26 protein-coding genes, 1 pseudogene and 1 other annotated feature are annotated in these 26,835 nt (G+C 65.4%); of the genes and pseudogenes, 10 read left to right on the top strand and 17 right to left on the bottom strand.

What is annotated here, in order from left to right:
* Positions 1-5 precede the first annotated feature (5 nt).
* The gene (pdhA, locus tag E5673_RS12630) at positions 6-1,058 is read left to right on the top strand and encodes a pyruvate dehydrogenase (acetyl-transferring) E1 component subunit alpha (protein WP_056475462.1); all 1,053 of its coding nucleotides are present in this window, start codon (positions 6-8) and stop codon (positions 1,056-1,058) included.
* Entirely contained in the window at positions 1,058-2,485 is a 1,428-nt protein-coding gene (locus E5673_RS12625) for a pyruvate dehydrogenase complex E1 component subunit beta (protein ID WP_136190276.1), read from the top strand. The genes pdhA and E5673_RS12625 overlap by 1 nt, the downstream gene beginning before the upstream one ends.
* A 45-nt stretch (positions 2,486-2,530) precedes the next feature.
* Here the strand turns inward: E5673_RS12625 and E5673_RS12620 are convergent, their stop codons facing one another.
* The 3 genes from E5673_RS12620 to E5673_RS12610 are packed head-to-tail and all read right to left on the bottom strand — an operon-like array spanning position 2,531 to position 5,690.
* A complete protein-coding gene (locus E5673_RS12620) occupies positions 2,531-3,244 on the bottom strand; it encodes a histidine kinase (protein ID WP_136190275.1) in 714 nt (237 codons plus the stop codon).
* Positions 3,241-3,834, bottom strand: coding sequence for a TadE/TadG family type IV pilus assembly protein (locus tag E5673_RS12615; protein ID WP_247599375.1), 594 nt, complete (start codon positions 3,832-3,834; stop codon positions 3,241-3,243). Before E5673_RS12615 ends, E5673_RS12620 begins: the two co-directional genes overlap by 4 nt.
* On the bottom strand, positions 3,831-5,690 hold the full coding sequence (locus tag E5673_RS12610; protein ID WP_247599374.1) for a Tad domain-containing protein: 1,860 nt from the start codon (positions 5,688-5,690) through the stop codon (positions 3,831-3,833). Before E5673_RS12610 ends, E5673_RS12615 begins: the two co-directional genes overlap by 4 nt.
* Positions 5,691-5,825: 135 nt before the next feature.
* Between E5673_RS12610 and E5673_RS12605 the strand changes: the two genes are divergently transcribed.
* Both E5673_RS12605 and E5673_RS12600 read left to right on the top strand, forming a co-directional pair.
* Positions 5,826-6,479, top strand: coding sequence for a squalene/phytoene synthase family protein (locus E5673_RS12605; RefSeq protein WP_136190274.1), 654 nt, complete (start codon positions 5,826-5,828; stop codon positions 6,477-6,479).
* A gap of 65 nt (positions 6,480-6,544) precedes the next feature.
* Positions 6,545-7,016: pseudogene (locus E5673_RS12600) on the top strand (EF-hand domain-containing protein).
* Here E5673_RS12600 and trmFO read toward each other — a convergent pair.
* Positions 6,952-8,319 carry a methylenetetrahydrofolate--tRNA-(uracil(54)-C(5))-methyltransferase (FADH(2)-oxidizing) TrmFO gene (gene trmFO, locus E5673_RS12595; protein WP_136190273.1) on the bottom strand — a complete coding sequence of 456 codons (1,368 nt, stop codon included), beginning with the start codon at positions 8,317-8,319 and terminating at the stop codon, positions 6,952-6,954. The pseudogene E5673_RS12600 and the gene trmFO overlap by 65 nt on opposite strands.
* Before the next feature lie 58 nt (positions 8,320-8,377).
* Between trmFO and E5673_RS12590 the strand changes: the two genes are divergently transcribed.
* Both E5673_RS12590 and E5673_RS12585 read left to right on the top strand, forming a co-directional pair.
* The gene (locus E5673_RS12590) at positions 8,378-8,821 is read left to right on the top strand and encodes a DUF488 domain-containing protein (RefSeq protein WP_136190272.1); all 444 of its coding nucleotides are present in this window, start codon (positions 8,378-8,380) and stop codon (positions 8,819-8,821) included.
* 117 nt (positions 8,822-8,938) lie between these two features.
* Positions 8,939-8,994: a sequence feature (sul1 is cis-regulatory element that is thought to sense ions involved in sulfur or methionine metabolism; They are found in Alphaproteobacteria), on the top strand.
* 71 nt (positions 8,995-9,065) lie between these two features.
* Complete coding sequence (locus E5673_RS12585; protein WP_136190271.1) at positions 9,066-10,538, top strand: SulP family inorganic anion transporter; 1,473 nt, start codon at positions 9,066-9,068, stop codon at positions 10,536-10,538.
* 73 nt (positions 10,539-10,611) lie between these two features.
* Here the strand turns inward: E5673_RS12585 and E5673_RS12580 are convergent, their stop codons facing one another.
* The 9 genes from E5673_RS12580 to E5673_RS12540 form a co-directional block, all read right to left on the bottom strand.
* A complete protein-coding gene (locus tag E5673_RS12580; protein ID WP_136190270.1) occupies positions 10,612-10,956 on the bottom strand; it encodes a hypothetical protein in 345 nt (114 codons plus the stop codon).
* 11 nt (positions 10,957-10,967) lie between these two features.
* Entirely contained in the window at positions 10,968-12,431 is a 1,464-nt protein-coding gene (locus E5673_RS12575) for a L,D-transpeptidase family protein (protein ID WP_136190269.1), read from the bottom strand.
* A 128-nt stretch (positions 12,432-12,559) separates the two neighbouring features.
* On the bottom strand, positions 12,560-13,375 hold the full coding sequence (locus E5673_RS12570; protein ID WP_136190268.1) for an RNA methyltransferase: 816 nt from the start codon (positions 13,373-13,375) through the stop codon (positions 12,560-12,562).
* Positions 13,376-13,482: 107 nt separating this feature from the next.
* Positions 13,483-13,758, bottom strand: coding sequence for an HPr family phosphocarrier protein (locus E5673_RS12565; protein WP_133019681.1), 276 nt, complete (start codon positions 13,756-13,758; stop codon positions 13,483-13,485).
* Positions 13,755-14,162, bottom strand: a complete 408-nt coding sequence (locus E5673_RS12560) for a PTS sugar transporter subunit IIA (RefSeq protein WP_056058662.1) — start codon at positions 14,160-14,162, stop codon at positions 13,755-13,757. Before E5673_RS12560 ends, E5673_RS12565 begins: the two co-directional genes overlap by 4 nt.
* Before the next feature lie 15 nt (positions 14,163-14,177).
* Positions 14,178-15,092: an RNase adapter RapZ gene (gene rapZ, locus E5673_RS12555; protein WP_056481931.1), complete on the bottom strand. Its 915-nt coding sequence runs from the start codon at positions 15,090-15,092 to the stop codon at positions 14,178-14,180.
* Positions 15,089-15,520: an aldolase gene (locus tag E5673_RS12550; RefSeq protein ID WP_136190267.1), complete on the bottom strand. Its 432-nt coding sequence runs from the start codon at positions 15,518-15,520 to the stop codon at positions 15,089-15,091. The genes rapZ and E5673_RS12550 overlap by 4 nt, the downstream gene beginning before the upstream one ends.
* Before the next feature lie 9 nt (positions 15,521-15,529).
* Entirely contained in the window at positions 15,530-17,113 is a 1,584-nt protein-coding gene (locus tag E5673_RS12545; protein ID WP_136190266.1) for a stimulus-sensing domain-containing protein, read from the bottom strand.
* The gene (locus tag E5673_RS12540; protein WP_056058673.1) at positions 17,082-17,789 is read right to left on the bottom strand and encodes a response regulator transcription factor; all 708 of its coding nucleotides are present in this window, start codon (positions 17,787-17,789) and stop codon (positions 17,082-17,084) included. Before E5673_RS12540 ends, E5673_RS12545 begins: the two co-directional genes overlap by 32 nt.
* Before the next feature lie 179 nt (positions 17,790-17,968).
* On the opposite strand from E5673_RS12540, the gene E5673_RS12535 reads away from it, so the two are divergent.
* Positions 17,969-19,579, top strand: a complete 1,611-nt coding sequence (locus E5673_RS12535) for a phosphoenolpyruvate carboxykinase (protein ID WP_136190265.1) — start codon at positions 17,969-17,971, stop codon at positions 19,577-19,579.
* A gap of 128 nt (positions 19,580-19,707) precedes the next feature.
* On the opposite strand, the gene E5673_RS12530 is transcribed toward E5673_RS12535, so the two are convergent.
* Positions 19,708-20,145, bottom strand: a complete 438-nt coding sequence (locus E5673_RS12530; protein ID WP_136190264.1) for an NfeD family protein — start codon at positions 20,143-20,145, stop codon at positions 19,708-19,710.
* Positions 20,145-21,116, bottom strand: coding sequence for an SPFH domain-containing protein (locus tag E5673_RS12525; RefSeq protein ID WP_136190263.1), 972 nt, complete (start codon positions 21,114-21,116; stop codon positions 20,145-20,147). Before E5673_RS12525 ends, E5673_RS12530 begins: the two co-directional genes overlap by 1 nt.
* Before the next feature lie 119 nt (positions 21,117-21,235).
* Between E5673_RS12525 and guaB the strand changes: the two genes are divergently transcribed.
* The 3 genes from guaB (at position 21,236) to E5673_RS12510 (ending at position 24,883) form a co-directional block, all read left to right on the top strand.
* Positions 21,236-22,693 (top strand): IMP dehydrogenase, encoded by a 1,458-nt coding sequence (gene guaB, locus E5673_RS12520; RefSeq protein WP_056048837.1) that lies wholly within the window; start codon positions 21,236-21,238, stop codon positions 22,691-22,693.
* Positions 22,694-23,138: 445 nt separating this feature from the next.
* Positions 23,139-24,326: an RsmB/NOP family class I SAM-dependent RNA methyltransferase gene (locus E5673_RS12515; RefSeq protein WP_136190262.1), complete on the top strand. Its 1,188-nt coding sequence runs from the start codon at positions 23,139-23,141 to the stop codon at positions 24,324-24,326.
* A gap of 56 nt (positions 24,327-24,382) precedes the next feature.
* A complete protein-coding gene (locus tag E5673_RS12510) occupies positions 24,383-24,883 on the top strand; it encodes a tetratricopeptide repeat protein (RefSeq protein ID WP_210731871.1) in 501 nt (166 codons plus the stop codon).
* Between the two features lie 118 nt (positions 24,884-25,001).
* Here E5673_RS12510 and rsmA read toward each other — a convergent pair whose 3' ends face one another.
* Positions 25,002-25,817 (bottom strand): 16S rRNA (adenine(1518)-N(6)/adenine(1519)-N(6))-dimethyltransferase RsmA, encoded by an 816-nt coding sequence (gene rsmA / locus E5673_RS12505; RefSeq protein WP_136190260.1) that lies wholly within the window; start codon positions 25,815-25,817, stop codon positions 25,002-25,004.
* An 8-nt stretch (positions 25,818-25,825) separates the two neighbouring features.
* Positions 25,826-26,833 carry a 4-hydroxythreonine-4-phosphate dehydrogenase PdxA gene (gene pdxA / locus E5673_RS12500; protein WP_136190259.1) on the bottom strand — a complete coding sequence of 336 codons (1,008 nt, stop codon included), beginning with the start codon at positions 26,831-26,833 and terminating at the stop codon, positions 25,826-25,828.
* Positions 26,834-26,835 lie beyond the last annotated feature (2 nt).

Raw genomic sequence — 26,835 nt, 5'->3', positions numbered from 1 at the left:
ACATCGTGGCCAAGACCCCCCCACCAGTACGCGCTATCGCCGAACCGCCGATCACCAACCGTGAACGGCCGGCCGAACCGAAACCGTATGAGGCGTCGAAGGACGAACTGCTCGAAATGTATCGGCAGATGCTGCTGATCCGCCGTTTCGAGGAAAAAGCGGGCCAGCTCTATGGCTTGGGCCTGATCGGTGGCTTCTGCCATCTGTATATCGGCCAGGAAGCGGTCGCTGTCGGCCTGCAGTCCGCGCTCAACGGCGAGACCGACTCGGTGATCACCGGCTACCGCGATCACGGCCACATGCTCGCCTACGGGATCGACCCGAAGGTGATCATGGCCGAGCTGACCGGGCGCAATTCGGGTATCTCGAAGGGCAAGGGCGGGTCGATGCACATGTTCTCGACCGAGCATAAATTCTACGGCGGCCACGGCATCGTCGGTGCGCAGGTGTCGCTTGGCACCGGCCTCGCGTTCAAGCACAAATATTCGAACGACGGCGGCATCTGCATGGCCTATTTCGGCGATGGCGCCGCGAACCAGGGCCAGGTGTACGAGAGCTTCAACATGGCCGAGCTGTGGAAGCTCCCGATCATCTTCGTGATCGAGAACAACCAGTACGCCATGGGCACGAGCGTCAATCGCGCCTCCGCCGAGGACCAGCTGTATCGCCGCGGCGAGAGCTTCCGCATTCCCGGCATCCAGGTCGACGGCATGGACGTGCTCGCCTGCCGCGGTGCTGCCGAGGAAGCGCTGGCGTGGGTCCGCGCGGGCAAGGGCCCGGTCATTCTCGAGATGAAGACCTACCGTTACCGTGGCCATTCGATGTCCGATCCGGCCAAGTACCGCACGCGTGACGAGGTCCAGGCGGTCCGCGACAAGTCGGATCCAATCGATCACATGAAGAAGCTGCTCGATGCGCAGGGCGTGACCGAGGCGGACCTCAAGTCCCTTGAACAGGAAATCAGGAAAATCGTGAACGAAGCCGCCGATTTCGCCGAGCAGACCCCGGAGCCGGATGCTGCCGAGCTCTACACCGACGTTCTGGTGGAGAAGTACTGATGGCGATCGAGATCAAGATGCCCGCGCTCTCCCCGACGATGGAAGAGGGCACGCTGGCCAAGTGGCTCGTCAAGGAAGGCGACAGCGTCAAGTCGGGCGATATCCTCGCAGAGATCGAGACCGACAAGGCGACGATGGAGTTCGAGGCGATCGACGAAGGTACGATCGGTTCGATCAGCGTCGCCGAGGGCACCGACAACGTGAAGGTCGGCACGGTCATCGCGACGATCCTCGAAGAGGGCGAGAGCGCGAGCGACAGCAAGCCAACCGAGGCACGCTCCGGCGATGCGGCCAACGCCGCGCCGAAGGAGACGCCGTCGGACGACAAGGCACCCCCGGTTCCCGAAGGCGCGTCGCCTGCGAAGGCCGAGAGCGGCACGCAGCAGCTCGTCGCGTCCGCCGAGAAGGTCGGCATCTCCGACCCGGCGATCCCCGAGGGCACCGAGATGGTCAAGACGACCGTCCGCGAAGCCCTTCGCGACGCGATGGCCGAGGAAATGCGCGAGGACGACCGCGTCTTCGTGATGGGCGAGGAAGTCGCGCAGTATCAGGGCGCGTACAAGGTCACGCAGGGGCTGCTCGACGAGTTCGGCGACCGTCGCGTCATCGACACGCCGATCACCGAATACGGTTTTGCCGGCATCGGTGCGGGCGCGGCGATGGGCGGCCTTCGCCCTATCGTCGAGTTCATGACCTTCAACTTTGCGTTGCAGGCGATCGACCACATCATCAACTCGGCCGCCAAGACCAACTACATGTCGGGCGGCCAGATGCGCTGCCCGATCGTGTTCCGTGGTCCTAACGGCGCCGCGTCGCGCGTGGGTGCACAGCATTCGCACAACTTCGCGGCCTGGTATGCGAGCGTCCCCGGCCTGATCGTGATCGCGCCGTATGACGCGGCGGACGCGAAGGGCCTGCTCAAGGCCGCGATCCGCACCGAGGATCCGGTCGTGTTCCTCGAGAACGAGCTGATGTACGGTCGCAGCTTCGACGTCCCCAAGCTCGACAACCACGTCCTGCCGATCGGCAAGGCGCGGATCGTCCGCGAGGGCAAGGACGTCACGATCGTCAGCTACTCGATCGGCGTCGGCATTTCGCTCGAAGCCGCCGAGAAGCTTGCCGAAGAGGGCATCGACGCAGAGGTTATCGACCTGCGCACGCTGCGCCCGCTCGACACCGAGACGGTCCTGAAGAGCCTCGCCAAGACCAACCGCATGATCATCGTCGAGGAAAATTGGGCAACCTGCTCGATCGCCTCGGAGATCGTGTCGGTGGTGATGGAACACGGCTTCGACGACCTCGACGCGCCGGTGCTGCGCGTGACGAACGAGGACGTGCCGATGCCCTATGCGGCGAACCTCGAAAAGCTGATGCTGGTCGACGTCGCAAAGGTCGTGACGGCGGTGAAGAAGGTTACGTACAAGTAAGAAGATACGCCGGGGTTTCGCAACAAGCCCCGGCGTGTGCCATCGTCAGGTCGTGAACTTGTCGCAGGTCGATCGGATTGCGGCGGTTGCCGGTGCAGGATTGAAGATCTGGGAAAAATCCCGTCTGTCCCTGACGATGAACGACGCGATATAGTGGAGCTTGGTGGCGCCGCTTGGCAGCCAAGCGGTACCCACGACCGGCATATAGTCGTAGTTTATCTCGACGAACATTAGCCCCGAATTCGGCGGCGCGATGACCTTGGCGCCTGCGTCGCCCATGCCCCCGGCGGATACGATGCCATCGTTGGCGGGAGTAGCATCAGTGCCGTCGGTCGCCGACGTGGCACCATAGCTCGATGCATAGCCAGCCCCTGACTTCAGTCCCAGACAGCGCTGCCAGTGGATCACCTGATTGCCGTTCTGTTCCTCCAGGCTCGACAGCGTCACGCGCCCCCGCGTCGATAGCTTCATCGCCGCGCCCTGGTTGCGCAACGCTGCCAGAACGTCGTTGATATCGACCTCGCGGAGTTGCTCAGTCGCAAGCGAACTCTGTACGCCGACGCGAGACGCGTTGTCGGCGAGGTTCAGCGCCATCTGGCTGATGCGCAGATTTGCCAGCGCAAGATTTGCCGTCTCGACGCCGTACAGGCCGAGCGCGAGAACGATCGGCATCGACAGCGCGAACTCGAGCAGCGCAAGCCCCGAGCGGTCGCCCGACAACCTGCGCGCCGATCGGCAAACGCGTGCGATTCTGGTCATGTGCATACCGACTTTACCGTAATCGTGGTTTGCGTCGCATAGGGCTGGTTCTTGAGCAGGGTCTTGGCGCGAATCGTCTGGGTTGGCGCAACCCCGAAGAAACTCATGACCGGAAACAGGCGGGGATAGACGACGGTGACCGTATACAGCGTGACGTCGTCGGCACCGCCCTGACCAGTCTTGCCCGGATCGAGATCATAGGTGTTGTTCCCGTTGATATCGTCGAAGCATTCCTTGGGATCACGGACGCCGTTGCCGTTGGTATCCGTAAACGGTTCCGGATTGACCGAACTGAAGCTGGCGTAGCTTTTGCGGGTCGCGGAGAAGGTCGCTTGCGCGGCGATACTCTGCACCATCGTCGCCACCTTGGAATCGATGACCGCGGTGTTCTCCGAACCACCCTGGATAGCGGAATCCCGTCCAGCCTTTTGAAGCGCACCGTCGAGAATGGACTGGACATAGGTCTGATAGATCAGTTCACCCAGGCCCATGATCATCGCCAGCATGACGGGAAGGACGATCGCGAACTCGATGATCGTCGCACCGGTCCGATCGAGTGCAAGCGACGAGACCTTGCGGCGCCGGGTCACTTGGACACCCGCAGCATCGCAACCTGCGTCGCGATATTCTGGAATACATCCCGCAAATCCTTGTCGGATTTTGGCGCGAACGCCATCGCGGTCGTGGTCGCGCAAGCCTTTTCCTCGTTAGTGATGGCATCGCCCAGCGCGACGACATAGACCCGGATGTTGCGAGCCCGCGCGGCGTCGCACTCTGCGAGGAACCGGGCGTTATGCCGTGCAGTATAATCGTCCATGTCGGGATAGTTGCCGCCGGTTACGCGTTCGTCATACCGCTCGACGCCGTACATCCCGTAAATACTGGCGTTCGGTAACATCGCGCCATCGGTCATGAACACGATATAGCGATTGGGGGCGTTGCGGCCGGGCCAGGCCGCGGTATCGTCCTTGAATATACCCGTCGGGGATATGAACCGCATGCCCCAGATCATGCCGGTATCGTGATACGTGCCCCCAATGGCCCGAAAGTCCGTGGCATTGACGTAACCGCTGACGTCGTTGCGACTCATCGGCGCGAGCCTCCGCGCCGGCTTGCCGCACGACACAAAACCTGACTTCAGATATGCGGGATCACCACCGTAATTCTGAAACGATCCAGGATAATCACGGTCGCCAACGTCAATGCTGTCGTAATCATACCGATAATAGTATTGCTGGGGCCATAATGGCTTCCAGCGCGTGGCGTCGCTGTCGGGCACGTAGTCGGGGTCCAAATCGTCAGGCAAGTTTGCGGGATCGAACGAAGTACTCGAAGTCGTATCGCGTTCCTCGATGCATCCCTGCCACCGATTGTCGTTGGGGCCGTTCAGCTTGCTGGGATCGGCGACGTAGTCACCGGCAACATACCGCGATACGTCCATCAAGGGCGTCTTGGCATAGCGCCACAGCGGAACCACCGTCTGGTCCGACAGGGTGCACGTGCCGCCGTTAAATGAACTCCAACTCGATCTCCGAACGACTGCTTCGCCCGCGCTGTTGTAGCCAGTCGGCGGATACCGGCCTGCTGCTGCCGTACAGTTCGCCTGCGAGGTCCTGGTGCTCGACGACCGCGGATTCCCGACCGCGTCATCCCCGACGATCCGCCGCGACTGATAGGACCAGTTCTTGACGAGGTAATTGGGGTCGATCGCCGTGATCGCCGCGCCGACGTTCACCGTCGAAGTATAGGGCACGAAGCCATAGCGAATATGCGTCGACGGATCGGCGTTGGCGGCGAGCGTGTCGTAGAAGACCATGACGGCGTTGCGGAGCGCGACGATCCGTGACGTCGGTTTTTCCGTGTAGGAATAACCCGGAGTCCCGTCGGGACGCGTATAGGTCTCGTTGGTCATCGTGCACCCACCCGTCTCGGAAGGCGCGCAGGTCATCGACCCGGTCGTGTCGAGGATGAACATGACGTCGGTGTCGGCCACGTCGTACCGCGCTTCGCACGTCACGGTGAGCGTGACGTCCGGCGCTGCGAACATCTTCATGATCGTCATCGGAACGACCGACTTGGCGATGCCGGCAACCTGCTGGTCGGACGTCTTGGACGGGGTAAAATCCGCGGTCTTCGTACCCAGCCAGCCCAACCGAAAGTTGTTTTTGAAGAACGCGTTGGCCTGTGCTGTTGCAGTCGAGTCGAGCGTGGTGGCGTTGCTGCTCGTCATGAACTTGCGACCGGCAAGTGCGCCGGCATCGCACGCCTGCTGCAACCTTACCTTGACCACATACATGCGCGCCACGTCGATCGCCGATCCCGCCAGCGCCGCCAACGGGATCAGCGACGCCGCCATGATCGCAAGCGTATTGCCGCGGACGTCCGTTCTCAGCCGCCCCAGCACGGTGGTCGGCGTATCCGCCCGTTTGCTGTGATTGATGCGCATGCTAAGTCCCTGACGTCGATCGGTATCGACCACGCTGCCTCCTTGCGCGACGATCCGGTAAGCCCGGCTCAAGGAACATGGTTAACAAGCCCGGGAATAGATGCGGTGCGCCCTACGCTTCGCTATTGCGTCGGGATGATATCGCCCAATCCCGAGCAAAGGCTTGCGCTCAGCTATGCCCCCCCAGAAACCCGTCAGGCGCTCAAAACGCTGTTCTCGCTTGATGAAACTCTGGGGGCAATCGTCCGAACGACGCGCGAGCCGATCATAGGCCAGATGCGACTGACATGGTGGTACGAAACGCTCGGCCGTCTCGATACGGTTCCGGCGCCCGCCGAACCCGTGCTGGCGGCACTTCAGAACGAGGTACTGCCATTCGGGGTATCGGGCGCGATGCTGGGCAAGTTGACCGATGGTTGGGAAGCGCTGCTCGAGCCCGATCTCGATGCAGGCGCGATCGAGCGTTTCGCACGCGATCGTGGACGGCGTCTGTTCGATCTCGCGGCGACGATCGTGTCGGTGACCGACGACCGGATCGGCCTTGCGGGAGAGGGGTGGGCGCTGGCCGATCTCGCGCAGAAGCTGACGGAGACGGCAGGTCGTGAGTTGGCCCGTGTTCGGGCGAGAGCGGCGCTCGATCAAGCTTTGCAGGGCCGATGGCCTTCATCGGCGCGCGCTCTGGGGGCGCTTGCCGTGTCAGCCCGGTTCGACATGACGTCCGGAGCCGCTGGATCCGGCAGTCCGAAGCGCGTGGTGCGGTTGGCTTGGCATAGATTGACCGGATACTGACCAATCGGATGGGGATCGTCTGCGGCGAGGCCTAGCGTGCGCGCTGGGCAATGGGGGCGGCGTCGATGTGGCGATATCTGGCGGGTGGGGCGGCCGTGATCGCGTTGATCGCGGCAGGGTTCATGTTTTTTAGCGGGAAGGCGCGGCCTGGTCCGCTACTACCGCCGCAACCCGTGGCACAGGTTGGCAGCGGAGCGGTCACATCGGATCCGCTACCCGATGCCGCGCCCGAGGCGACTGAAAAAAACCCGCGAGCAGAAGCGGTTCGATCGCTACGACAAGGACCGCGACGCGAAGATCACGCGCGAAGAATATCTGGTCCAGCGGCGCAAGGCTTACGCGCGGCTGGACGTGGACGGCGATGGCAAGCTGTCGTTCGACGAATGGGCGGTGAAGGCGACAACCAAGTTCGCCGACGCCGACCGTGACAAATCCGGCGCGATGACCGCCCCGGAATTTGCCACGACGGCGGTCAAGCGGAAGGGGCCAGCTCGGGTGAATTGTCCGCCGGTTCAGCCTGTTGCCGAGGAGAGTTGAGCCACTCTGCGAGCGCCGCGCGGCCACGGTCGGTATACATCCGCTTGCGATCCGCCTTCTTGGTGCGGCCCGTGATCGGCGGGAACAGCCCGAAGTTCACGTTCATCGGCTGATACGTCTCGACCTCTGCGCCACCGGTGATGTGGCCGAGCAGTGCACCGAGTGCCGTCGCATACGGCGGAGGCGTGAGCGTCTTGCCGGTGAGTTCGGCCGCCGCGAACAGCCCCGCGAGCATGCCGATCCCGCAGCTCTCGATATAGCCTTCGCAACCGGTGATCTGGCCGGCGAACCGGATGTTCGGGCGCGACTTCAACCGCAGCGTCTCATCGAGCAGTTCGGGCGAGCGGATGAAGGTGTTGCGATGCAGTCCGCCCAGCCGCGCGAACTCGGCGTTCTCTAGGCCGGGGATCGTCCGGAACAGGCGGACCTGGTCGGCGTGCTTCATCTTGGTCTGGAAGCCGACGATGTTCCACAGCGTGCCCTGCGCATTGTCCTGGCGAAGCTGGACGACGGCGTGCGGCCAGCGCCCGGTCTTCGGGTTGTCGAGCCCGACCGGCTTCATCGGGCCATAGCGCAGTGTATCGACGCCGCGCTCCGCCATCACCTCGATCGGCATGCAGCCGTCGAAATAGGGCGTGTCTTTCTCCCACTCCTTGAACGGGGTCTTCTCGCCGTCGATCAGGCCCTGGTGGAAGGCCAGATACTGGTCCTTGTCCATCGGGCAGTTGATGTAATCCTTGCCCTCACCCTTGTCCCAGCGCGACGCGAACCAAGCCGTGTCCATGTCGATCGAATCGCGGTGGACGATGGGCGCGAGCGCGTCGAAGAACGCCAGCGCCTCACGGCCGGTCTCCGCGCCGATACCCGCGGCAAGCGAGGCGGCGGTGAGGGGACCGGTGGCGATGATCGTCGGGCCATCCGGCAGTGCGTCGATGCGTTCGCGAATGAGCGTAATGTTCGGGTGCTGGTCGATAGCCTCCGTCACGCTGGCCGAGAAATTATCGCGGTCGACGGCGAGCGCGGAGCCGGCGGGGACGCGGTGAACGTCCGCCTGCCGCATGATCAGCGAGTTAAGCGTGCGCAGCTCCTGATGGAGCAGCCCAACCGCGTTGGCTTCGGCATCGTCCGACCGAAAACTGTTCGAACAAACGAGTTCGGCGAGGCCGTCGGTCTGGTGCGCAGGCGTTTCTTCACCGCCGCCGCGCATTTCGGACAGGCGGACCTTGAGGCCGGCTTCGGCAAGTTGCCAGGCGGCTTCGGAACCGGCGAGCCCGCCGCCGATGACATGGATATCGTGGGTCATTCGGGTCAGATAGCGTCGGACGCTTGCCGTGTCAGGTCCGCAATACCACTTCGCCTGCATGACAGACCCGACGAAGATCTTCACGATCGGCTATGAGGCCACGACGATGGCCGATTTCCTCGCGGCATTGAAGGCGGCGGGGGTGGAGCGGGTGATCGACGTCCGCGCGCTCCCGCTGTCGCGGCGACCAGGCTTTTCGAAGACCTCGCTTGCCGCTTCGTTACGCGAGGTCGAGATCGATTACGTGCACCTGAAGGCGCTTGGGACGCCGAAGCGTGGACGTGATGCGGCCAAGAAGGGCGACGTCGCGACGTTGACCGCGGTGTATGACGAACAGCTCGAGCTTCCCGAGGCGCAGGCGGCCGCAGCGATGATGCTCGGGCTGGCGGCGGAGAAGCCGAGCGCGCTGCTCTGTTACGAACGAGACCCGTGCCATTGCCACCGTACCTTGCTGCTGCAGGCGGTAGGCGAGGGGACCGAGGTGGTGGATCTGTTCACTTAGGAGAGGTCGAACTCGCTTCAAACGCTCCGTCATCCTGACAAAAGTCAGGATGACGGGCGGGGGGCTGGGCCGAATGTTGCATAGAGCCTCACGCGCCGCTAACGAGCACCCATTCGCCCTGGACCCGGTGCAATTCCGGGTGGCTATTCCGGCCGCCGATCCGCCGGACAACGCAACGACGCCTCTGAAGTGAACCGCCTGCCAAGACAGCGCCGCGGTTCGTGCGTCCTATGCGGATACATCCATGACATCCTTATCTCTTTCTCGTTACCGAGCCGAATGGTTCAGCGGCCCGACCGCCGCACGCCGCGACATCCTCGCCGGCATGGTGGGCACGTTCGCGCTTATCCCCGAAGTCATCGCGTTCTCGTTCGTCGCGGGCATCGATCCCGAAGTCGGCCTGTTCGCGTCGTTCGTGATCGGCATCGTCATCGCCTTTGCCGGCGGGCGCCCAGCTATGATCTCCGGCGCGGCCGGCTCTGTTGCGCTGGTAGCCGCCGCGCTGGTCCACGCCCACGGCCTGCAATACCTGCTGGTCGCGACGATGCTCGCAGGGCTGCTCCAGATCGCGTTCGGGCTCGCCAAGCTCGACGTGCTGATGCGGTTCGTCTCGAAGTCGGTCCGCACCGGGTTCGTCAACGCACTCGCAATCCTGATCTTCTCCGCGCAGGTGCCGCAGATGGTCGGCGTCAGTTGGCCGGCCTATGCGATGATCGCCGGTGGTCTCGCGATCATCTACCTCATGCCGCGCATCTCGAACGCCATCCCGTCGCCGCTGATCTGCATCGTCGTGCTGACCGCGATCGCGATGTGGGTGCCGATGCCCCTCAAGACGGTCGGCGATCTCGGCAAGCTGCCCTCCACGCTGCCGTCGTTCGGGATCCCCGACGTGCCATTCACCTGGGACACGTTGCGGATCGTCGCCCCCTATGCGCTGGCGATGGCCGCGGTCGGGTTGCTCGAATCGATGATGACCGCCAGCGTGGTCGACGAGCTGACCGAGACGACGAGTTCGAAGGCGCGCGAGTGCACCGGGCTGGGCCTCGCCAACATCGCCGCGGGCGCATTCGGTGGCATCGCCGGTTGCGGCATGATCGGCCAGACCGTCGGCAACGTCCGCTATGGCGGGCGAGGACGGCTGTCGACGCTGGTCGCAGGCGTGTTCCTGCTGGTTGTCATGGTACCGCTCAGGCCTTGGGTCGCGCAGGTGCCGGTCGCGGCGCTGGTCGCGATCATGATCATGGTGTCGATCAGCACCTTCTCCTGGGGCTCGATCCGCGACCTTGCGCGGCATCCCAAGATGTCGAGCGTGGTGATGGTCGCGACCGTGGTTGTCACCGTCGCGACGCACGACCTGTCGCTCGGCGTCGGTGTCGGCGTACTGCTCAGCGGCGTGTTCTTCGCATGGAAGGTCACGCGGCTGATGGACGTCACGGTCGAGCACGACGCGGCGAGCGACACGCGAATCTATCGTGTCGGCGGGCAGGTGTTCTTCGCCAGTGCGGATATCTTCGCGGATCGCTTCGATCTTCGCGAGACCGCGCGGGCAGTGCGGATCGACCTGACGCGTGCGCATCTATGGGATGTCACCGCTGTAGCGGCGCTGGAGGATGTGGTGGCGAAGCTGCGGCGTCACGGCACGACCGTCGAAGTCGTCGGGCTGAACACGGCGAGCGAGACGCTGGTCGATCGCCACGCGCCCCTGCTGCTCGACTAACGTCCAGCAGCGTACAGGCTTGGCAGCTTCACCGAGGTAACGCTGCCAAGCCGCTGTTGTAGAATGGTTTTGCTTACTGCTGAGGAACGGTGTCGTTCTCGGCCGGGGCCTCATCGCGCGTTACACGCGCGGTCATGCCCGTCGCATCGGCATCGTCGCGCATCTGCTCGTCGGGCGCGACTGGCGGTTCGCGTTCGGGCTCGACCGCGTTCACCGTCGGAGGAGTCTCGACCGGTGCAGTCTCGACCGGCGCCGGCGCGGGCGTCGGCGCGGCTTCGGACTCGGTCACACCGGTATCCTCAACCATGTTGGTATCGGTCGGCGGCTGGTCGGGCTCCGAGCGCGAGCAGCCTGCCATGGCCATCGCGGCAAGCAGGCCGCCGGCAATGGCGGTACGCGTGCGGTTGGAAATCGTCATGTCTGGTCCTCTCAACGAGCGGCGATCGTCTGGCGAGCGGTGCGCGCCTCGATCTTGGAAGCGAGGGTGCCGTCCCAGTTATAGGGATCGGCGCGGAAGTTCATCTGGCCGTTGCCGCTGGCAAACGCGGTCCAATACAGCAGGTACACCGACACCGGCTTTACCAAACGGGCACGGACCGTGTCACCCTTGGCGACCGCGGCGTCGACCATCTCGGGCGTCCAGGACGGATCGCCCTTGAGCAGCAGGTCGGCGAGTTCCGCAGGCTTTTCAAGGCGAACGCAGCCATGGCTCGCAAGCCGGCTGAAGCTCGCGAACTTCGCACGGCTCGGTGTATCGTGGAGATAGACCGAATAGTCGTTAGCGAAATCGAACTTGAACCGGCCCAGCGCGCTCTGGTCGCCGGCCTGCTGCTGAAGCCGCGTGCCGTCGATCACCTTGATGCCGTTGCGCTTGAAATAGCCCGGGTTGGCCTTTTCCTTCGGCCACAGTTCCTTGGTCGCGATCGACGTCGGCACGTTCCACGGCGGATTGATGACGATGCTGTGGATCGTCGAGGACAGCATCGGCGTCTCGTCGCCGGGGCGCCCCGTCACCGCGCGCATCGACTGCACCGGCGTATCGCCGTCGAACACCGTCAGCACGGCCGCAGCGATATTCACCTGGATACGATCGCGCGGCAGGTCCTGCGGCAGCCAGCGCCAGCGTTCCATGTTCGCCATGATCTGGCGTACGCGGTCGCCTGCGGTGACATTGAGCGCGGCGAGCGTTTGCGTCGACACGATCCCGCTGGGGTTGAGGCCATAGCGACGCTGCGCGCGGCGTACCGCTTCCACCAGCGGCGCGTCGAACCGGTCGCCGCTCGTCGCAACGTCCTTGTCCTCCGCCGCGAGACGCTTACGCAGCGCGATCACGCGAGGACCGGTCGCGCCGATCGTGAAGTCGGGACCGGAGGCAAGCGGTGCCCAGCCGCCGGCCGACGCGATCGACCGATAATTCTGGAGGCCCTTCCGCAGGCCGTCATACCCCGCATAGGGCGGCGGTAACGACGCGAACCATGCCGCGATCCGGTCGAGCCGCACGGCATCGGCAAAGGCAGGCGTCGGATCGTACGCCGGCGGACGCAGGCCCCAATCCCGCTGAAAGTCGGCTTCGCTCAGCCGCCCGGCATGCACCGCGCGGGCATGGTCGAGTGCCGCGCGGACGAGTTCGTCCTTGCTCGGCGCGGTGGTCGACGCGGTTGCGGCCGACTTCAGGCCCTGCGCGACGATGTCGCCGTTGAGCAGCCTGTCGAGCAGCGCGGCCTGCGTATCGCTCAGCGGCGGCACGGTGATCACCGGCGGCGCGAGCGTCGGCGTTGGCATCGCAGCGGGCGTGGTCGGGACGACCGGCGGCGGCGTAACCTGCGCGAACGACGGGGTTGCCATCAACAGCGGTGTTGCCGCGAGCACCGACCGGATCACGCCAGTCTTCATTCGTCCATCATCGAAACCGCGAGCCATAATCGTCCTGTCTTGTATCTGGTCGATGCTTTCGCACGACGTAGCTCTCCCTTAGCTGAACCGGACTCGCTAAGCATCGCCAATCGGGCAAAATTAACCTTTCAGGCCAGGGGAGGGGATTTTTCCTGCCGGGCCAGCACTTCATAGGCCATCACCGCGGTCGCGACCGCAGCGTTGAGGCTGTCCGCCTTGCCGAGCATCGGGATCTTGACGAGCACGTCGCACGCCTCGGCCATCTCGGGCGGCATGCCCTGCGCTTCGTTACCCGTCAGTAGGAAGGTCGGGCCGGTATAAGTGGCCGCCCGGTAATCGGTGTCGGTGTCGAGGCTGAGACCAACGAGCTGGCCGGGGCCGGTCCGAAGCCAGGCGTGGAACGGCTCCCATTCGGTCTTCACCACGGGAATTGTGAACAGGGCGCCCATGCTCGCGCGGACCGCCTCGACCGAGAAGGGATCGACCGACTCGCCGATCAGGATCAGACCGCCCGCGCCGACCGCATCGCCGGTGCGCAGGATCGTGCCGAGATTGCCCGGATCGCGCAACCGTTCGGCGACCAGCCAGATGCCCGACGTCGTGCGATCGAGGTCTTCGAGCGTCGCGTCGAACTCGTCGAATACGCCAACGACAGCCTGCGGGTTGTCCTTGCCCGACAGCTTCGAGAGAATGTCCGGCGTGGTCTGGATCGAATCACCGCCGGCATCCTCGACGTCCATCGACAGCGCGTGGACGAGCGGATGGTTCGCACTCGCCGCAGCATAGAACAGCGTACGGGGCAGGCGACCAGTCTCGCGCGCTTCGGTGAGGATCCGCAGACCCTCGGCGAGGAACTGCTTGGCCGCACGCCGATGCCGTTTGTCGCGCAGGTCGCGGACGTACTTGATCAGTGGGTTCGAAAAGGCGGTTATCTCGCGGGGCATCTAGCGCCCCTTCCGCTTGCGGGAGGGGTTGGGGGAGGGGTTTGTAAACACGCCGTCGCTCATGCCCTCCCCCGACCCCTCCCGCAAGCGGGAGGGGAGAAAGACGGTCAATCCTCGCCGAACTTCGCCTCGACCAGTTCGGCGAGCGCGGCGACCGTATGTTCCGCGCCGTCGCCGGTCGCGCTGATCGTGATCGCGTCGCCCATCGCCGCGCCGAGCATCATCAGCCCCATAATCGACGTGCCGGTGACGTGATCCGACCCGTCCTTGGTCACGCTGACCTCGACCGGATGCGACGACGCGAGCGTCACGAACTTCGCACTCGCGCGCGCGTGGAGCCCACGGCGGTTGGTGATCTGGACGGTACGAGAGACCTCGCTCACGCCGCAGCCTCGCCGAGAACCTCGGAGGCTACCGAAATGTATTTGCGCCCAGCCTCACGCGCCGCCGCGACCGCCGCGACGACGGTCATCGATTTCCGCGCCGACCCGAGCCGGATCAGCATCGGCAGGTTCATGCCCGCAATCACTTCGATCCGGCCGCGCTCCATCAGCGAGATGGCGAGATTGGAGGGCGTGCCGCCGAACAGATCGGTCAGCACGATCACGCCGCGCCCGACATCGACCGCCTGGATGGCGGCGGCGATATCCGCGCGGCGCTCCTCCATGTCGTCGTCGGGACCGATCGCAATCGGCGCGACGCGTTCCTGCGGGCCGACGACGTGGATCATCGCGCGAACGAATTCCTCGGCCAATCGACCGTGCGTTACCAGAACAAGGCCGATCATGTCAGCGTTTCATACTCATAAGACGACCGGTGATCCTTCGAGCGCATCTTGTGGAGCGGCCCCCAGGTCGCGGTGTGCGATACTGGGGGAAAATCCCGCGTCGCGCAACCGTCGCGCCACGCGGTCGGCGACGTGGACCGACCGGTGTCTCCCTCCGGTACACCCGAACGCGACCGTGACATAGGACTTGCCCTCCGCCCTGTAGCGCGGAAGCAACAGCATTAGCAGCTCCTCGATCCGACTTACGGCCGCCTCGTAGGCGGGGTCGTCCATGATGTAGGCAGAGACGTCGGCGTCGAGCCCGGTGCCGGGGCGCAACTCCGGGTCCCAGTGCGGATTGCGCAGAAAGCGCATGTCGAACACGAGGTCGGCGTTGCGGGGCAGGCCGCGGGCGAAACCGAACGAGCGAATCGACAGCGTCGGCGCGCCGAGTTCCCCGCCGGCAAAGCTCGCGCGGATCTGTTGCGCGAGTTCGTTGGCGGCCATGTCGGTCGTATCGATCAGGCGGTTCGCCCAGTCGCGAAGTGGCGCGAGCAGCTCGCGCTCGCGGCTGATCCCGTCGTTTGCGGGACGGTCTAGTGCGAGTGGATGACGGCGGCGGGTCTCGGAGTAGCGGCGTTCGAGTTCGGCGCCCGAGCAGTCGAGGAACAGCATTCCGATCTCGAGCCCATGACGGTCCCGGAGATCACGGATGCGGCCGACGATCCGTTCGGGGTCGAAGTCGCGCGTGCGGGCGCCGATGCCGATCGCGAGCGGCTGCGAGTCGTTGGTCGATCCTTCGGGGAGCGGTGCGTCGAGCAGGCGATCGAGCAGCAACAGCGGGAGGTTGTCGACCACTTCCCAGCCGAGATCCTCCAGCGTCTTGAGGACGGTCGACTTGCCCGCCCCGGACATGCCGGTGACGAGCAGGATGTCCTTGGGACGCGTCATTCTATGGGCTCCGGATTGCGCAATGCGAGTTCGACCTTGATTGGGGCGGAGGCTTCGAAGGGATCGACCGCGAACTGGCGGACGTCGATCCCGGCAATGTTACATACGCGGCGTTCGGGCATCCGTTCGACCGCGCCATCGACGCGGACGAGGAGCCCGACGGGAACGTCCTCGACGTACGGCATGGCGACGATGCCGATCCCGCGGACTTCGATCCGTCCGGCGATCGTCGTCGGTGCACGCGCGAGCAAGGTTGCGCCCGCGCGCACCACGAGCGTCTGGTCGTCGCTGACGAGGATTGCGCCACGATCGATTAGGCGCAACGCGAGGTCGGACTTGCCCGATCCCGATGCGCCCTCGATCAACACGGCCATGCCGTCGATGGCGACCGTGGTGGCGTGGAGCCTGTCGGAGGAGGGGACGACCACGCGGCGTCCTTACTCCGGCAATTCGGCGAGCGGTAGCCTTACGACGAAGCGCGCGCCATCGAGCCTGTCCTCACGCGATTCGACGAAGATCGCGCCCTGGTGTCCGTCGACGATGGTGCGCGCGATCGCGAGGCCCAGCCCGGAATGCTGGCCGAATGTCTCGCTGTCCGGACGGACCGAGTGGAAGCGCTTGAACACGTCTTCGCGCGCGTCTTCGGGAACGCCGGGACCCTCGTCCTCGACCCGGATGACGAGGTCCTCGCCCTCGCAGATTGCGGAGATCGCGATCAGGCCGGCGTCGGGCGAGAAGGACAGCGCGTTGTCGATCAGGTTCTCGAACACGCGTTCGAGCCGCGCGCCTTCGCCGAGTATGATCGTTCGATCGTCGGGGTTGCGATCGAACCGGAGGCGGATGCCGCGCTCCACACCACGCGCATCGCGTTGCGCGACCAAGCCGTCGATCATCGCGGCGATGTCGACCGGCTCGAACTTGGCGCGGCTGAGCTGGGCGTCGAGTCGGGAGGCTTCGGAAATATCGGAGAGCAGTCGGTCTAGCCGGTGAACGTCGTCGCGGACGATCGCGAGCAACTGCGCCTGAAGCGCCGGGTCCTTCACGCGCGACAATCCCTCCACCGCGGACCGGAGCGAGGCGAGGGGGTTCTTCATCTCGTGCGTAACGTCGGCGGCGAATGCCTCGGTCGCGTCGATGCGAGCGCGGAGTGCGAGACTCATGTCCGAAAGCGCGCGCGCGAGCATGCCGAGTTCGTCACGGCGCGAAGGGAGGCGCGGCACGACGACTTCACGTGCACGACCTAACCTGACTCGCACCGCCGCCCGGGCGAGACGACGAAGCGGGCGGACGATCGTGCGGGCGAGGAACAGCGACAGCAGGACCGAGACGATCGACACGCCGAGCAGCACCATGCTGAGCCGGAACCGCTCGATCCGCACCGTCTTCGTGATGTCGCGTGCGTTGACCGTCGTCATCACGACCCCGCCAGCGCGGAGCGGCGCGGCGGCAGTCAGCACGGGCGTGCGGTCGGGCGCGCGCCAGACCGTCGTGGAGACGGCGCTGCGTCCGCGGACTGCGCTCACGTCGGGCCATTGCTGCGTACCGCTGCGCTCGCGGTAGAGCGGCGGGCGGGGCGCCATTACGATCACGTCGATCGACGCGTCGAGAAAGCGGGCGATCGTCTGGTCCCAGTCTTCCTTGTCGGGGTCCATCAGCACAAAGTTGCGCAAGCCCAGAGCGCGGCTGTCGGCGATCGTCCGCCCGCCCGCATCGAACAACCGGATCCGCGACCCCGTATCGCGCGCGAGCCTCAGCACCAGCGGATCGCGCAACGCCGGATCGACCGCGGCGATCGCCTCGCCGATCAGCCGCGCTTCGCGCGCCGTCTGCGCAACCCGGTTGTCGACCACCCGGCTGCGATACGAATCAAGATAGAAGAACCCGCCCGCAAGCAGCAGCAACGCGAAGATGTTGACCGCCAGGATCCGCCGCGTGAGCGAGATCTGCCCCGACCACCGCAGCGTAAGATCGCGGCCGTCGACGCCGAGCTCATTCCTCAGAAAATCGATACCCGGCACCATATAATGTCTCGATAGCGTCGAAGGCTGGATCGACCTGCCTGAACTTACGGCGGAGTCGTTTTATGTGGCTGTCGATGGTCCGGTCATCGACATAGATGTCGTCCTGATACGCGGCATCCATTAGCTGGTTGCGCGTTTTTACGATCCCGGGACGCTGCGCGAGCGTCTCGAGGATCATGAATTCGGTGACGGTAAGCGTAACTGGTTCGCCACCCCACAGCGTGCGATGCCGCGCCGGGTCCATGCTGAGCCGTCCGCGATCGAGTGGTCCGGCAGCTTCCGCCTCGGTCTCGGTGCCCGGCGATTGCGTCAGTTCGGTACGGCGCAGGATCGCACGGATGCGGGCGATCAACAGCCGCTGCGAGAACGGCTTGGCGATATAGTCGTCCGCGCCCATCGCGAGGCCGAGCGCCTCGTCGAGTTCGTCGTCTTTGCTGGTGAGGAAGATCACCGGGATCTGGCTCTTCTCGCGCAGCCGACGGAGCAGTTCGAGCCCGTCCATCCGCGGCATCTTGATGTCGAATACCGCGAGGTCCGGAGGGTTGTCGGTCAGCGCCTTCAACGCCGTCTCGCCATCCGAATAGACGCGCGTGACGAAGCCCTCGGTCTGCAGCGCGATCGACACGGAGGTCAGGATGTTGCGGTCGTCGTCGACCAGCGCGATCGTTGCCGTCATCTGGGGAGCTTTGCCTCGGTCGTTGGCGTGTCGGCGTAGGGCAAACCGCCGCCGCACTCAACTAGAGCCGTATCGGGACGGCGCTGCGGATCAGTGGATTTGACCGGCGGAAAACTGCCCCGTACAGCCGGCCGCAACGACATACATACGTATGCGATAAAACTTAGGAGAGAGAGCCCGTGTCGAGCGAGCGTATTCCGGCCGTCGGCCTATCCGCGCAGGGGATCGAAACCCGTGCCAATCTACACTGGAACATGGTCACCGCGCAGCTCGTCGAGGCGGCGTTGGAGCGGAACGAGGGGACGCTGTCCGCGGACGGCCCGCTGGTCGTCGAGACGGGCGCGCATACCGGTCGTTCGGCGCAGGACAAGTTCATCGTCCGCGATGCCGAAACCGAGACGACCGTGTGGTGGGGCAAGAGCAACAAGGCGATGGAGCCCGCACATTTCGCCGCGCTGAAGGAGGATTTCTTCGCGGTGCTGGCGCAGAAGGACGAGCTGTTCGTGCAGGACCTGTACGGCGGATCGCAGCCCGATCACCGCGTCAACGTCCGTGTCGTCACCGAACTGGCGTGGCACAACCTCTTCATCCGGACGATGTTGGTGCGGCCCGAGCAGGCGGCGCTGAAGGGCTTCGTGGCGGACTACACGATCGTCGACCTGCCGAGCTTCCGCGCCGATCCCGCTCGTCACGGCTGCCGCAGCGAGACGGTGATCGCGGTGAACTTCACGGACAAGCTGATCCTGATCGGCGGCACGAAGTATGCCGGCGAGATGAAGAAGTCGGTGTTCGGCTTGCTCAATTACCTCCTTCCGCCGACCGGGGTGATGCCGATGCATTGCTCGGCGAACATGGGCGCGAACGGCGACACCGCGGTGTTCTTCGGCCTGTCGGGCACCGGCAAGACGACGCTGTCGGCCGATGCCAGCCGGACGCTGATCGGCGACGACGAGCATGGCTGGTCGGATACCGCGGTCTTTAATTTCGAGGGCGGGTGCTACGCCAAGATGATCCGCCTCTCGGCCGACGCAGAGCCGGAGATCTTCGCGACCACCAAGCGCTTCGGCACGGTGCTGGAGAACGTCGTGATGGACCCGGCGACGCGGCTGCTCGATCTCGACGATCACACGCTCGCCGAGAATAGCCGCGGCGCGTACCCGATCGACTTCATCCCGAATGCGTCCGCCGAGAACATGGGGCCGGTGCCGCGCAACATCGTGATGCTGACCGCGGACGCGTACGGCGTGCTGCCGCCGATCGCGAAGCTCACGCCCGACCAGGCGATGTATCACTTCCTCTCCGGCTATACCGCGCGTGTCGCTGGGACCGAGATCGGCGTGACCGAGCCCGACGCGACGTTTTCGACGTGCTTCGGCGCACCGTTCATGCCGCGGCATCCATCGGTCTACGGCAACCTGCTGAAGGAGCGGATCGCGAAGGGCGGCGTCGACTGCTGGCTGGTCAACACCGGCTGGACCGGTGGCAAATATGGCGTCGGCAACCGCATGCCGATCAAGGCGACGCGGGCGTTGCTGAACGCCGCGCTGGACGGGAGCTTGAATGATGCGGAGTTCCGTACGGACCCGAACTTCGGGTTCCAGGTGCCAGTGAGCGTGCCAGGCGTCGACAGCGCGATCCTCGATCCCCGCACGACCTGGGCGGATAAGGACGCCTACGACTCCACCGCGGCGAAACTGGTCGACCTGTTCGTCGAGAACTTCGCGCAGTTCGCGGAGCATGTCGACGAGGGTGTCCGGCAAGCGGCGCCAAAGGTGAAAGAGTCGGCCTAAACTCCTCTCCCCTTGGGGAGAGGAAGGGGCCCACACGACGAAGTCGGGTGGGAAGGTGAGGGCACGTGGTACGGCGTGCCCTCACCCTCGCCGCTACGCGGCTTCCCTCTCCCCTGAAGGGAGAGGGTTTAGAGAGTCTCCACCACCACCTCGCCATCGACAACCGCAGCAACGCGAACCCGCACTCCAACCGCGGCATCTTCACCCCGAGCCGGCCAACTCCCGTCGCCCACCAATACCCGGCCACGCCCGCCAACCAGCGCGGTCTCCACCACCACAACCTGACCCACCAGCCGCGCCGAGCGATCGTTCAACATCGGATCGCCGCCCTCGACCGGATAATCCCGGTACCAGCGCTTGCCGATCAGCACGGTCACCGCGCTCCAGACTGCAAACGCCGCCAGTTGCGCAGCCACCGGCAAGTCCGGCAACACGTACACTGCCACGCCCGTCACCGCCGCGGCGATGGCGAGAAACACCAGGAACACCCCCGGCACCGCCAGTTCGGCGATTCCCAAAACCAGTGCCGCGATCAGCCAGGCGCCAGCCGCCCCGATCCCATCCATCAGCTTTTCGGCAACTCGAACGGACCCTTCCGCGGCTCAGGCTTGACCGGCGGCGACGCGGTCGCGTCGCGCAACGCGTCCTTAGCCAGCTCGCCAATCCCCCCAAGCGTCCCCATCAACTGCGTAGCCTCGACCGGAAACAGGATCGTCTTCGCATTGGGCGAGGTGGCGAACTTGCCGATCGCCTCGACATATTTCTGCGCGATGAAGTAATTGATCGCCTGCGCGCCACCCTCCTCGATCGCCTGCGACACCGCACGCGTCGCCGAAGCCTCCGCCACCGCGGCCCGCTCGCGCGCCTCGGCATCGCGGAAAGCCGACTCCTTGCGCCCCTCGGACTCGAGAATACGCGCCTGCTTCTGCCCCTCGGCGCGGAGAATCTCGGAAGCCCGAGAACCCTCCGCATCCAGAATGTTGGCCCGCTTCTCGCGCTCCGCCTTCATCTGCCGCCCCATCGCGTTGACGATGTCGGCCGGCGGACGAATGTCCTTGATCTCGACGCGCGTGATCTTCACGCCCCAAGGCGTCGTCGCGTGATCGACCACGTTGAGCAGCCGCGCATTGATCTCGTCGCGTTTCGACAGCGTTTCGTCGAGGTCCATCGACCCCATCACCGTGCGCAGGTTGGTCGTCGTGAGCTGCAACAGCGCCTGGTACAGGTCCGACACCTCGTACGCCGCCTTCGCCGAGTCGAGCACCTGGAAGAACACGACCCCGTCGGTCGAGATCATCGCATTGTCCTTGGTGATGATCTCCTGGCCGGGGATGTCGATCACCTGCTCCATCATGTTCACCTTCCGCCCGACGCGGTAGAAGAACGCCGGGTAGAAATTGAAGCCGGGCCGCGCGACCGTGGTGAAGCGGCCGAAATGCTCGATCGTGTATTGATAGCCCTGGTGGACGATCTTGATGCTGGTGAAGAGGTACAGCAGCACCAGCGCCAGCAGGAGCGCGGCAACGATCAGGCCCATCGAACAATCCCCATCCGTGTATCGCACCGCTATAGCACGTGCGTGAAGGACAGGCCTAGCCGTACGCCGCGCCTTTGGTTACATGGCGCGCCACCTCACACCCAGGAACGGCAGCTCTCATGGATATCCGCCTCGGCCTCACATTCGACGACGTCCTCCTGTATCCGGGGGAATCGGACGTGCTGCCAAGTCAGGCCGATACCCGTACGCAGCTGACGCGCGGCATCGCGCTCAACATCCCGATCCTCTCGTCCGCGATGGACACCGTCACCGAAGCCGACATGGCCATTGTGATGGCGCAGCTCGGCGGCATCGGCGTGCTCCACCGCAACCTGACCGTCGAGGAGCAGGTCATCGCGGTCCGTCAGGTCAAGCGGTTCGAGTCGGGCATGGTGGTCAACCCGATCACGATCAAGCCGACCGCCACGCTCGGCGAGGCGCAGGCCCTCATGTCGGGCCACCGCATCAGCGGGATCCCGGTGGTCGAGGCGGACGGCAAGCTCGTCGGTATCCTCACCAACCGCGACGTGCGGTTCGCGGGCGATCCAAAACAGCCCGTCAGCGAGCTGATGACGCACGAGAACCTCGCCACCGTCTCGACGGAGGTCGGCAAGGAAGAGGCGCGTCGCCTGCTCCACGCCCGCCGCATCGAGAAGCTGTTGGTGGTCGACGCGCAGTATCGCTGCGTCGGGCTGATCACCGTCAAGGACATCGAGAAGGCCGTGATGTTCCCGGACGCCACCAAGGACGAGGCGGGCCGCCTGCGCGTGGCGGCGGCGACGACGGTCGGCGACAAGGGCTTCGACCGGACCGAGCAACTGGTCGACGCCGGCTGCGACCTGATCGTGATCGACACCGCGCACGGCCATAACCGCGACGTCGGCCGTGCGGTCGAGCGCGTGAAGAAGCTGTCGAACTCGGTGCAGGTCGTCGCTGGCAACGTCGCGACCGGCGAAGCGACGCGTGCGCTGATCGGTGCTGGCGCGGACGGGATCAAGGTCGGTATCGGCCCCGGCTCGATCTGCACCACCCGCGTCGTGGCCGGCGTCGGCGTGCCACAGCTGACCGCGGTGATGGATTGCGCCGAAGCGGGTCACAAGGCTGGCGTCCCGGTGATCGCCGACGGCGGCATCCGCACCTCGGGCGACATGGCCAAGGCGCTCGCGGCCGGCGCATCGACCGTGATGATCGGCTCGCTGCTCGCCGGCACCGACGAGGCGCCGGGCGAGACGTTCCTGTACCAGGGCCGCGCGTACAAATCGTACCGCGGCATGGGCTCGGTCGGCGCGATGGGCCGCGGGTCGGCGGACCGCTATTTCCAGGGGGACATCAAGGATCAGCTGAAGCTGGTTCCAGAAGGCATCGAGGGCCAGGTCGCGTACAAGGGGCCGGCAAGGGATGTCGTTCACCAGCTCGTCGGCGGCATCAAGGCGGCGATGGGGTATACGGGCTCGGCGACGATCCCGGATCTCCAGGCGCGGGCGGAGTTCGTGCAGATCACCGGCGCGGGCTTGATGGAGAGCCATGTCCACGACGTGACGATCACCCGGGAAGCACCGAACTACCCAACGCGGTAAGAGCGGGAACTTCCCCCCTCCCTGAAAGGGAGGGGCAGGGGGTGGGTCGGTTTCCGCAAGCTCGGCCGCTGGTGACTAAAACGAGCTGACCCACCCCCAACCCCCTCCCTTCTTGGGAGGGGCAAGTCGCGCCGAGTCCACTTGGCGCCCTAATCGCGATCCTAACCCAAGCAGTTTCCCGTCATCCCGGCGAACGCCGGGACCCACGGACACGGCGGAGCCAGTGAAGCGCGCAACCACCACCCAAACCGCAACCGTGGGTCCCGGCGTTCGCCGGAATGACGGGGAAAAGGATGACGGGGGCGGGGGATGAGAACCACCGCAACGCGCACCGCGCCCCGAAATTATTCCCCTCCCGCCCGCGGGAGGGGCTAGGGGAGGGGATGATGACGAACACTCCCTACCAAGCCTCCCCTAGAACCAACGCAAAGTCGGGAGCCCAGAAGTGACTCCCCCAGCACGCACCCAAGCCGCGATCGAACTCCTCGACCAGATCATCGCCGCCGCCCGCGAGTCCGGCGCCGCCGCCGACACGCTGATCGCCCGCTATTTCGCCACCCGCCGCTACGCCGGCTCCAAGGACCGCCGCGCCGTCCGCGACCTCGTCTACGCCGCGATCCGCAAGGCCGGAGACCGCCCCGAGAACGGCCGCACCGCGATGTTGCTCGTCGCCGACTCCGATCCGGAAGTGGCGGCAACCTTCGACGGCTCCACCCACGCACCCGCCCCGATCGCCAAGGACGAACCGCGTGCTCGCGCCGGCGTCGCGCCGCAGTGGCTGAGCAAGGCCCTCCGCGCCTCCGGCCTAGACGGCGCCGCGCTGACCGACCTCGCCGGCCGCGCCACGCTCGATCTCCGCGTCAACACGCTGATCGCCGACCGCGCGACCGTCCTCGCAGCGCTTCCCGAAGCAGAAGCCACCCCCCACGCCCCAGACGGCATCCGCCTCCCCACAGGCACCAACGTTGAAGCACTCCCGCTTTTCAACGAAGGCTCGCTCGAGGTGCAGGACGAAGGCAGCCAACTCGTCGGCCTCGCGATGCAGGCCAAACCCGGCGAACGCATCGTCGATCTCTGCGCCGGCGCTGGCGGCAAGACGCTCGCACTCGCCGCGACCATGAAGAACGAAGGCGTGATCCTCGCCTGCGACACCGACCGCAACCGTCTGGCACGCCTCGCCCCCCGCGCAACCCGCGCCGGCGCGACGATCGTCGAGAGCCGCCTGCTCAACCCGACGCGTGAGATCGAGGCGCTCAGCGAATGGGCCGGTCGCGCCGACGGCGTGCTCGTCGATGCCCCATGCTCGGGCACCGGCACGTGGCGGCGCAACCCGGAGGCGCGCTGGCGGCTCACCCCCGACCGCGTCTCGCGTCTGCAATCGACGCAGCAGCAGGTGCTCTCCGTCGCAGCCACGCTGGTCAAGCCCGGCGGCGCGCTCGTCTTCATCGTCTGCTCGCTGCTCGACGCCGAAGGAACGGACCAAGTCACCTGGTTCCTGAACGCGCATCCCGGCTGGACGACCGAACCCCTGACGCTCCCCGCCGGCGCGAAGCACGGCCACGGCGTCCGCCTCGAACCCGGCCGCGACGGCACCGACGGCTTTTTTGTCGCGCGCTTCCGGGCTGCGTGCTAGCCAGCCGACCTATGGCTCAACTCACGGCCAAACCTGTATCCCGCCTGGAGACGATGATGCGTTTTTCGTCCGTTGCCCTTGCTGCCGCGCTGACCGTCGTATGCGTGTCGACTTCGCTCAGCGGGCAACGCCCCGACGCCCAGATCGACGCGCGCTCGATGCAGTTGTTGGCGCAGGGCCGTTCGCTTGTCGCCGTGGGCAATCTCGACGGTGCCACCGATGTGCTCGAAACGTCGGTCGCAGTCGATCCGCGCAATCGTGCGGCGTTCCTCCTGCTGGCACGCGTCGCGGAAACGCGTGATTTGCCAGGCAAGGCGATCCGCCTGTACCGCGAGGCGCTGCTGCTGGAGCCGAACGACGTCGCGGCGTTGAAGGGGCAGGGCGAGGCGCTAGTCGCCAAGGGCGCCGTGGTCCGCGCAAAGGACAATCTCGTGAAGATTCGCACGCTCTGCAAGGGCGTCTGCCCCGAAGCGACCCAACTCGCGGCAGTGATCGCCAAGGGCCCGCCGATCGCAACGACCCAAGTCGAGAAGACTCCGGTCGCCGCCAAAGACTAACAGGCCCCCCTCCCTGAAAGGGAGGGGCAGGGGGTGGGTAGGCCCGCTCGTGCCGCCACCGTCACCTCATACGGAAGCCGACCCACCCCCGGCCCCTCCCTTCCAGGGAGGGGGAAGATCAGCCGACCGCTTTCGCCAACGCCGTAAAATCCGCGACCGACAGCGTCTCAGCCCGCCGCGTAGCCTCCACCCCGATCCGCTCCAGCGCATCGAGCGCCCCCGGCACACCCTTGAGACTCTGCCGCAACATCTTCCGCCGCTGGCCAAAAGCCGCGCCCGTAAGCCGCTCGAGAACCGCAAAGTTCACCCCGTCCGGCGCCTCGACCGGCACCAGATGCACCACCGCCGACATCACCTTCGGCGGCGGCGTGAATGCCGACCGGTGAACCGGCATCGCGATACGTGCGGTCGAGCGCCACTGCGCCAGCACCGCCAGCCGCCCATAATGATCGTCATTGGTCTTCGCGACAATCCGCTCGGCGACTTCCTTCTGAAACATCAGCGTGCACGATTGCCACCACGGCAACCACGACGTCGACAGCCACCCGACCAGCAACGCGGTGCCGATGTTGTACGGCAGGTTCGACACGATATGCGGCTTCCCCTCGAACAGCGTGGGCGCATCGACCTCCATCGCGTCGCCCTCGATCACCCGCAGCCGCCCCGGATACGCCTCGCCAAGCTCTGCCAGCGCAGGGATACACCGCCGGTCACGCTCGATCGCCGTCACCCGCGCACCCGCCGCAAGCAATGCGCGCGTCAGGCCACCAGGACCGGGACCCACTTCGAGCACCTCGGCATCCTGAAGATCACCCGGCACCGCCGCGATCCGCTTCAACAACTGCCCGTCGAACAGAAAATTCTGCCCGAGCGCCTTACTCGCGTTCAGTCCATAGCGCGCGATCACCTCGCGCAGCGGTGGCAACTCCGTCACCGCATCGCTCACGACTGCGCAGCGGTCTGCGCGCGCCGGTCCGCCGCCTCGCCCGCCATCGCGATCGCGGCGATCATCGCGCCCGGCTCGGCGAGGTTCTTGCCCGCGATCGCGAACGCGGTGCCGTGATCGGGCGAGGTCCGCACGATCGGCAGGCCGAGCGTCATGTTCACGCCCTCGTCGAAATGGATCGTCTTTAACGGCACCAGCGCCTGATCGTGATAGCAGCACATCACGACATCGTAGGTCGCCCGCGCCCGCGGATGAAACATCGTATCCGCCGCGAACGGCCCGGTCGCATCGATGCCCTCATCGCGCAGGATCGCGATCGCCGGCGCGATGATCTCGATTTCCTCGCGGCCAAGCGCACCCTGTTCGCCCGCATGCGGATTGAGGCCGGCAAAGGCGAGCCGCGGGTTCTCGATCCCGAAGTTCCGCAGCAATCCCCGAGCGGTCGCGCGAGCCTTGGCGACGATCAGTTCGACCGTCAGCAAAGCCGAAACGTCCTTCAACGGCACGTGGGTCGTGATCGGCACCACCTTCAGCGACGGTCCCGCCAGCATCATCACAGCATTATCGCCCGCAACCCCGTAGCGCTCGGCGACGAACTCGGTCTGCCCCGGATGCGTGAAGCCGATGGCGTACAGCTGCGACTTCGACACGGGTCCGGTGACCAGCGCCCGCGCGGCACCGGTGCGAACGAGACCCACCGCCAACTCCAGCGAATGCAGCGCACACCGCGCGCCGTCCGCATCAGGCTCACCCGGCACGATCGCGCCCGCGTCGCCTACGGTCAGGACGGGCAACGCCTCGCTAAAAACGGCTGCTGCCGCGCCCATATCCGCAATCCTCGCGATCGGCCCGGCCCAGACCCGCTCGATCGCCCGCGCATCGCCCACCGCGACGAACGGCGGAAGGCCATGAGTCTCGCGCGCATCCCACGCCTTGGCGATGATCTCGGGCCCGATCCCGGCAGGATCGCCCATCGACACCGCCAGCGGCGGGGTGCGGCTCACGA

The organism is Sphingomonas sp. PAMC26645 (assembly GCF_004795835.1).
Lineage (GTDB): Bacteria > Pseudomonadota > Alphaproteobacteria > Sphingomonadales > Sphingomonadaceae > Sphingomonas.
This window is presented reverse-complemented; position numbering and strand designations above follow the sequence as displayed.

What these genes read in the sequence shown, in the direction of transcription:
- E5673_RS12625 (WP_136190276.1), top strand. Translation starts at nt 1,058, where the DNA reads ATGGCGATCGAGATCAAGATGCCCGCGCTCTCCCCGACGATGGAAGAG.
- E5673_RS12620 (WP_136190275.1), bottom strand. Translation starts at nt 3,244, where the DNA reads ATGACCAGAATCGCACGCGTTTGCCGATCGGCGCGCAGGTTGTCGGGC.
- E5673_RS12610 (WP_247599374.1), bottom strand. Translation starts at nt 5,690, where the DNA reads ATGCGCATCAATCACAGCAAACGGGCGGATACGCCGACCACCGTGCTG.
- E5673_RS12605 (WP_136190274.1), top strand. Translation starts at nt 5,826, where the DNA reads ATGATATCGCCCAATCCCGAGCAAAGGCTTGCGCTCAGCTATGCCCCC.
- trmFO (WP_136190273.1), bottom strand. Translation starts at nt 8,319, where the DNA reads ATGACCCACGATATCCATGTCATCGGCGGCGGGCTCGCCGGTTCCGAA.
- E5673_RS12590 (WP_136190272.1), top strand. Translation starts at nt 8,378, where the DNA reads ATGACAGACCCGACGAAGATCTTCACGATCGGCTATGAGGCCACGACG.
- E5673_RS12585 (WP_136190271.1), top strand. Translation starts at nt 9,066, where the DNA reads ATGACATCCTTATCTCTTTCTCGTTACCGAGCCGAATGGTTCAGCGGC.
- E5673_RS12580 (WP_136190270.1), bottom strand. Translation starts at nt 10,956, where the DNA reads ATGACGATTTCCAACCGCACGCGTACCGCCATTGCCGGCGGCCTGCTT.
- E5673_RS12575 (WP_136190269.1), bottom strand. Translation starts at nt 12,431, where the DNA reads ATGAAGACTGGCGTGATCCGGTCGGTGCTCGCGGCAACACCGCTGTTG.
- E5673_RS12570 (WP_136190268.1), bottom strand. Translation starts at nt 13,375, where the DNA reads ATGCCCCGCGAGATAACCGCCTTTTCGAACCCACTGATCAAGTACGTC.
- E5673_RS12560 (WP_056058662.1), bottom strand. Translation starts at nt 14,162, where the DNA reads ATGATCGGCCTTGTTCTGGTAACGCACGGTCGATTGGCCGAGGAATTC.
- rapZ (WP_056481931.1), bottom strand. Translation starts at nt 15,092, where the DNA reads ATGACGCGTCCCAAGGACATCCTGCTCGTCACCGGCATGTCCGGGGCG.
- E5673_RS12545 (WP_136190266.1), bottom strand. Translation starts at nt 17,113, where the DNA reads ATGGTGCCGGGTATCGATTTTCTGAGGAATGAGCTCGGCGTCGACGGC.
- E5673_RS12540 (WP_056058673.1), bottom strand. Translation starts at nt 17,789, where the DNA reads ATGACGGCAACGATCGCGCTGGTCGACGACGACCGCAACATCCTGACC.
- E5673_RS12530 (WP_136190264.1), bottom strand. Translation starts at nt 20,145, where the DNA reads ATGGATGGGATCGGGGCGGCTGGCGCCTGGCTGATCGCGGCACTGGTT.
- E5673_RS12525 (WP_136190263.1), bottom strand. Translation starts at nt 21,116, where the DNA reads ATGGGCCTGATCGTTGCCGCGCTCCTGCTGGCGCTGGTGCTGCTGTAC.
- guaB (WP_056048837.1), top strand. Translation starts at nt 21,236, where the DNA reads ATGGATATCCGCCTCGGCCTCACATTCGACGACGTCCTCCTGTATCCG.
- E5673_RS12510 (WP_210731871.1), top strand. Translation starts at nt 24,383, where the DNA reads ATGCGTTTTTCGTCCGTTGCCCTTGCTGCCGCGCTGACCGTCGTATGC.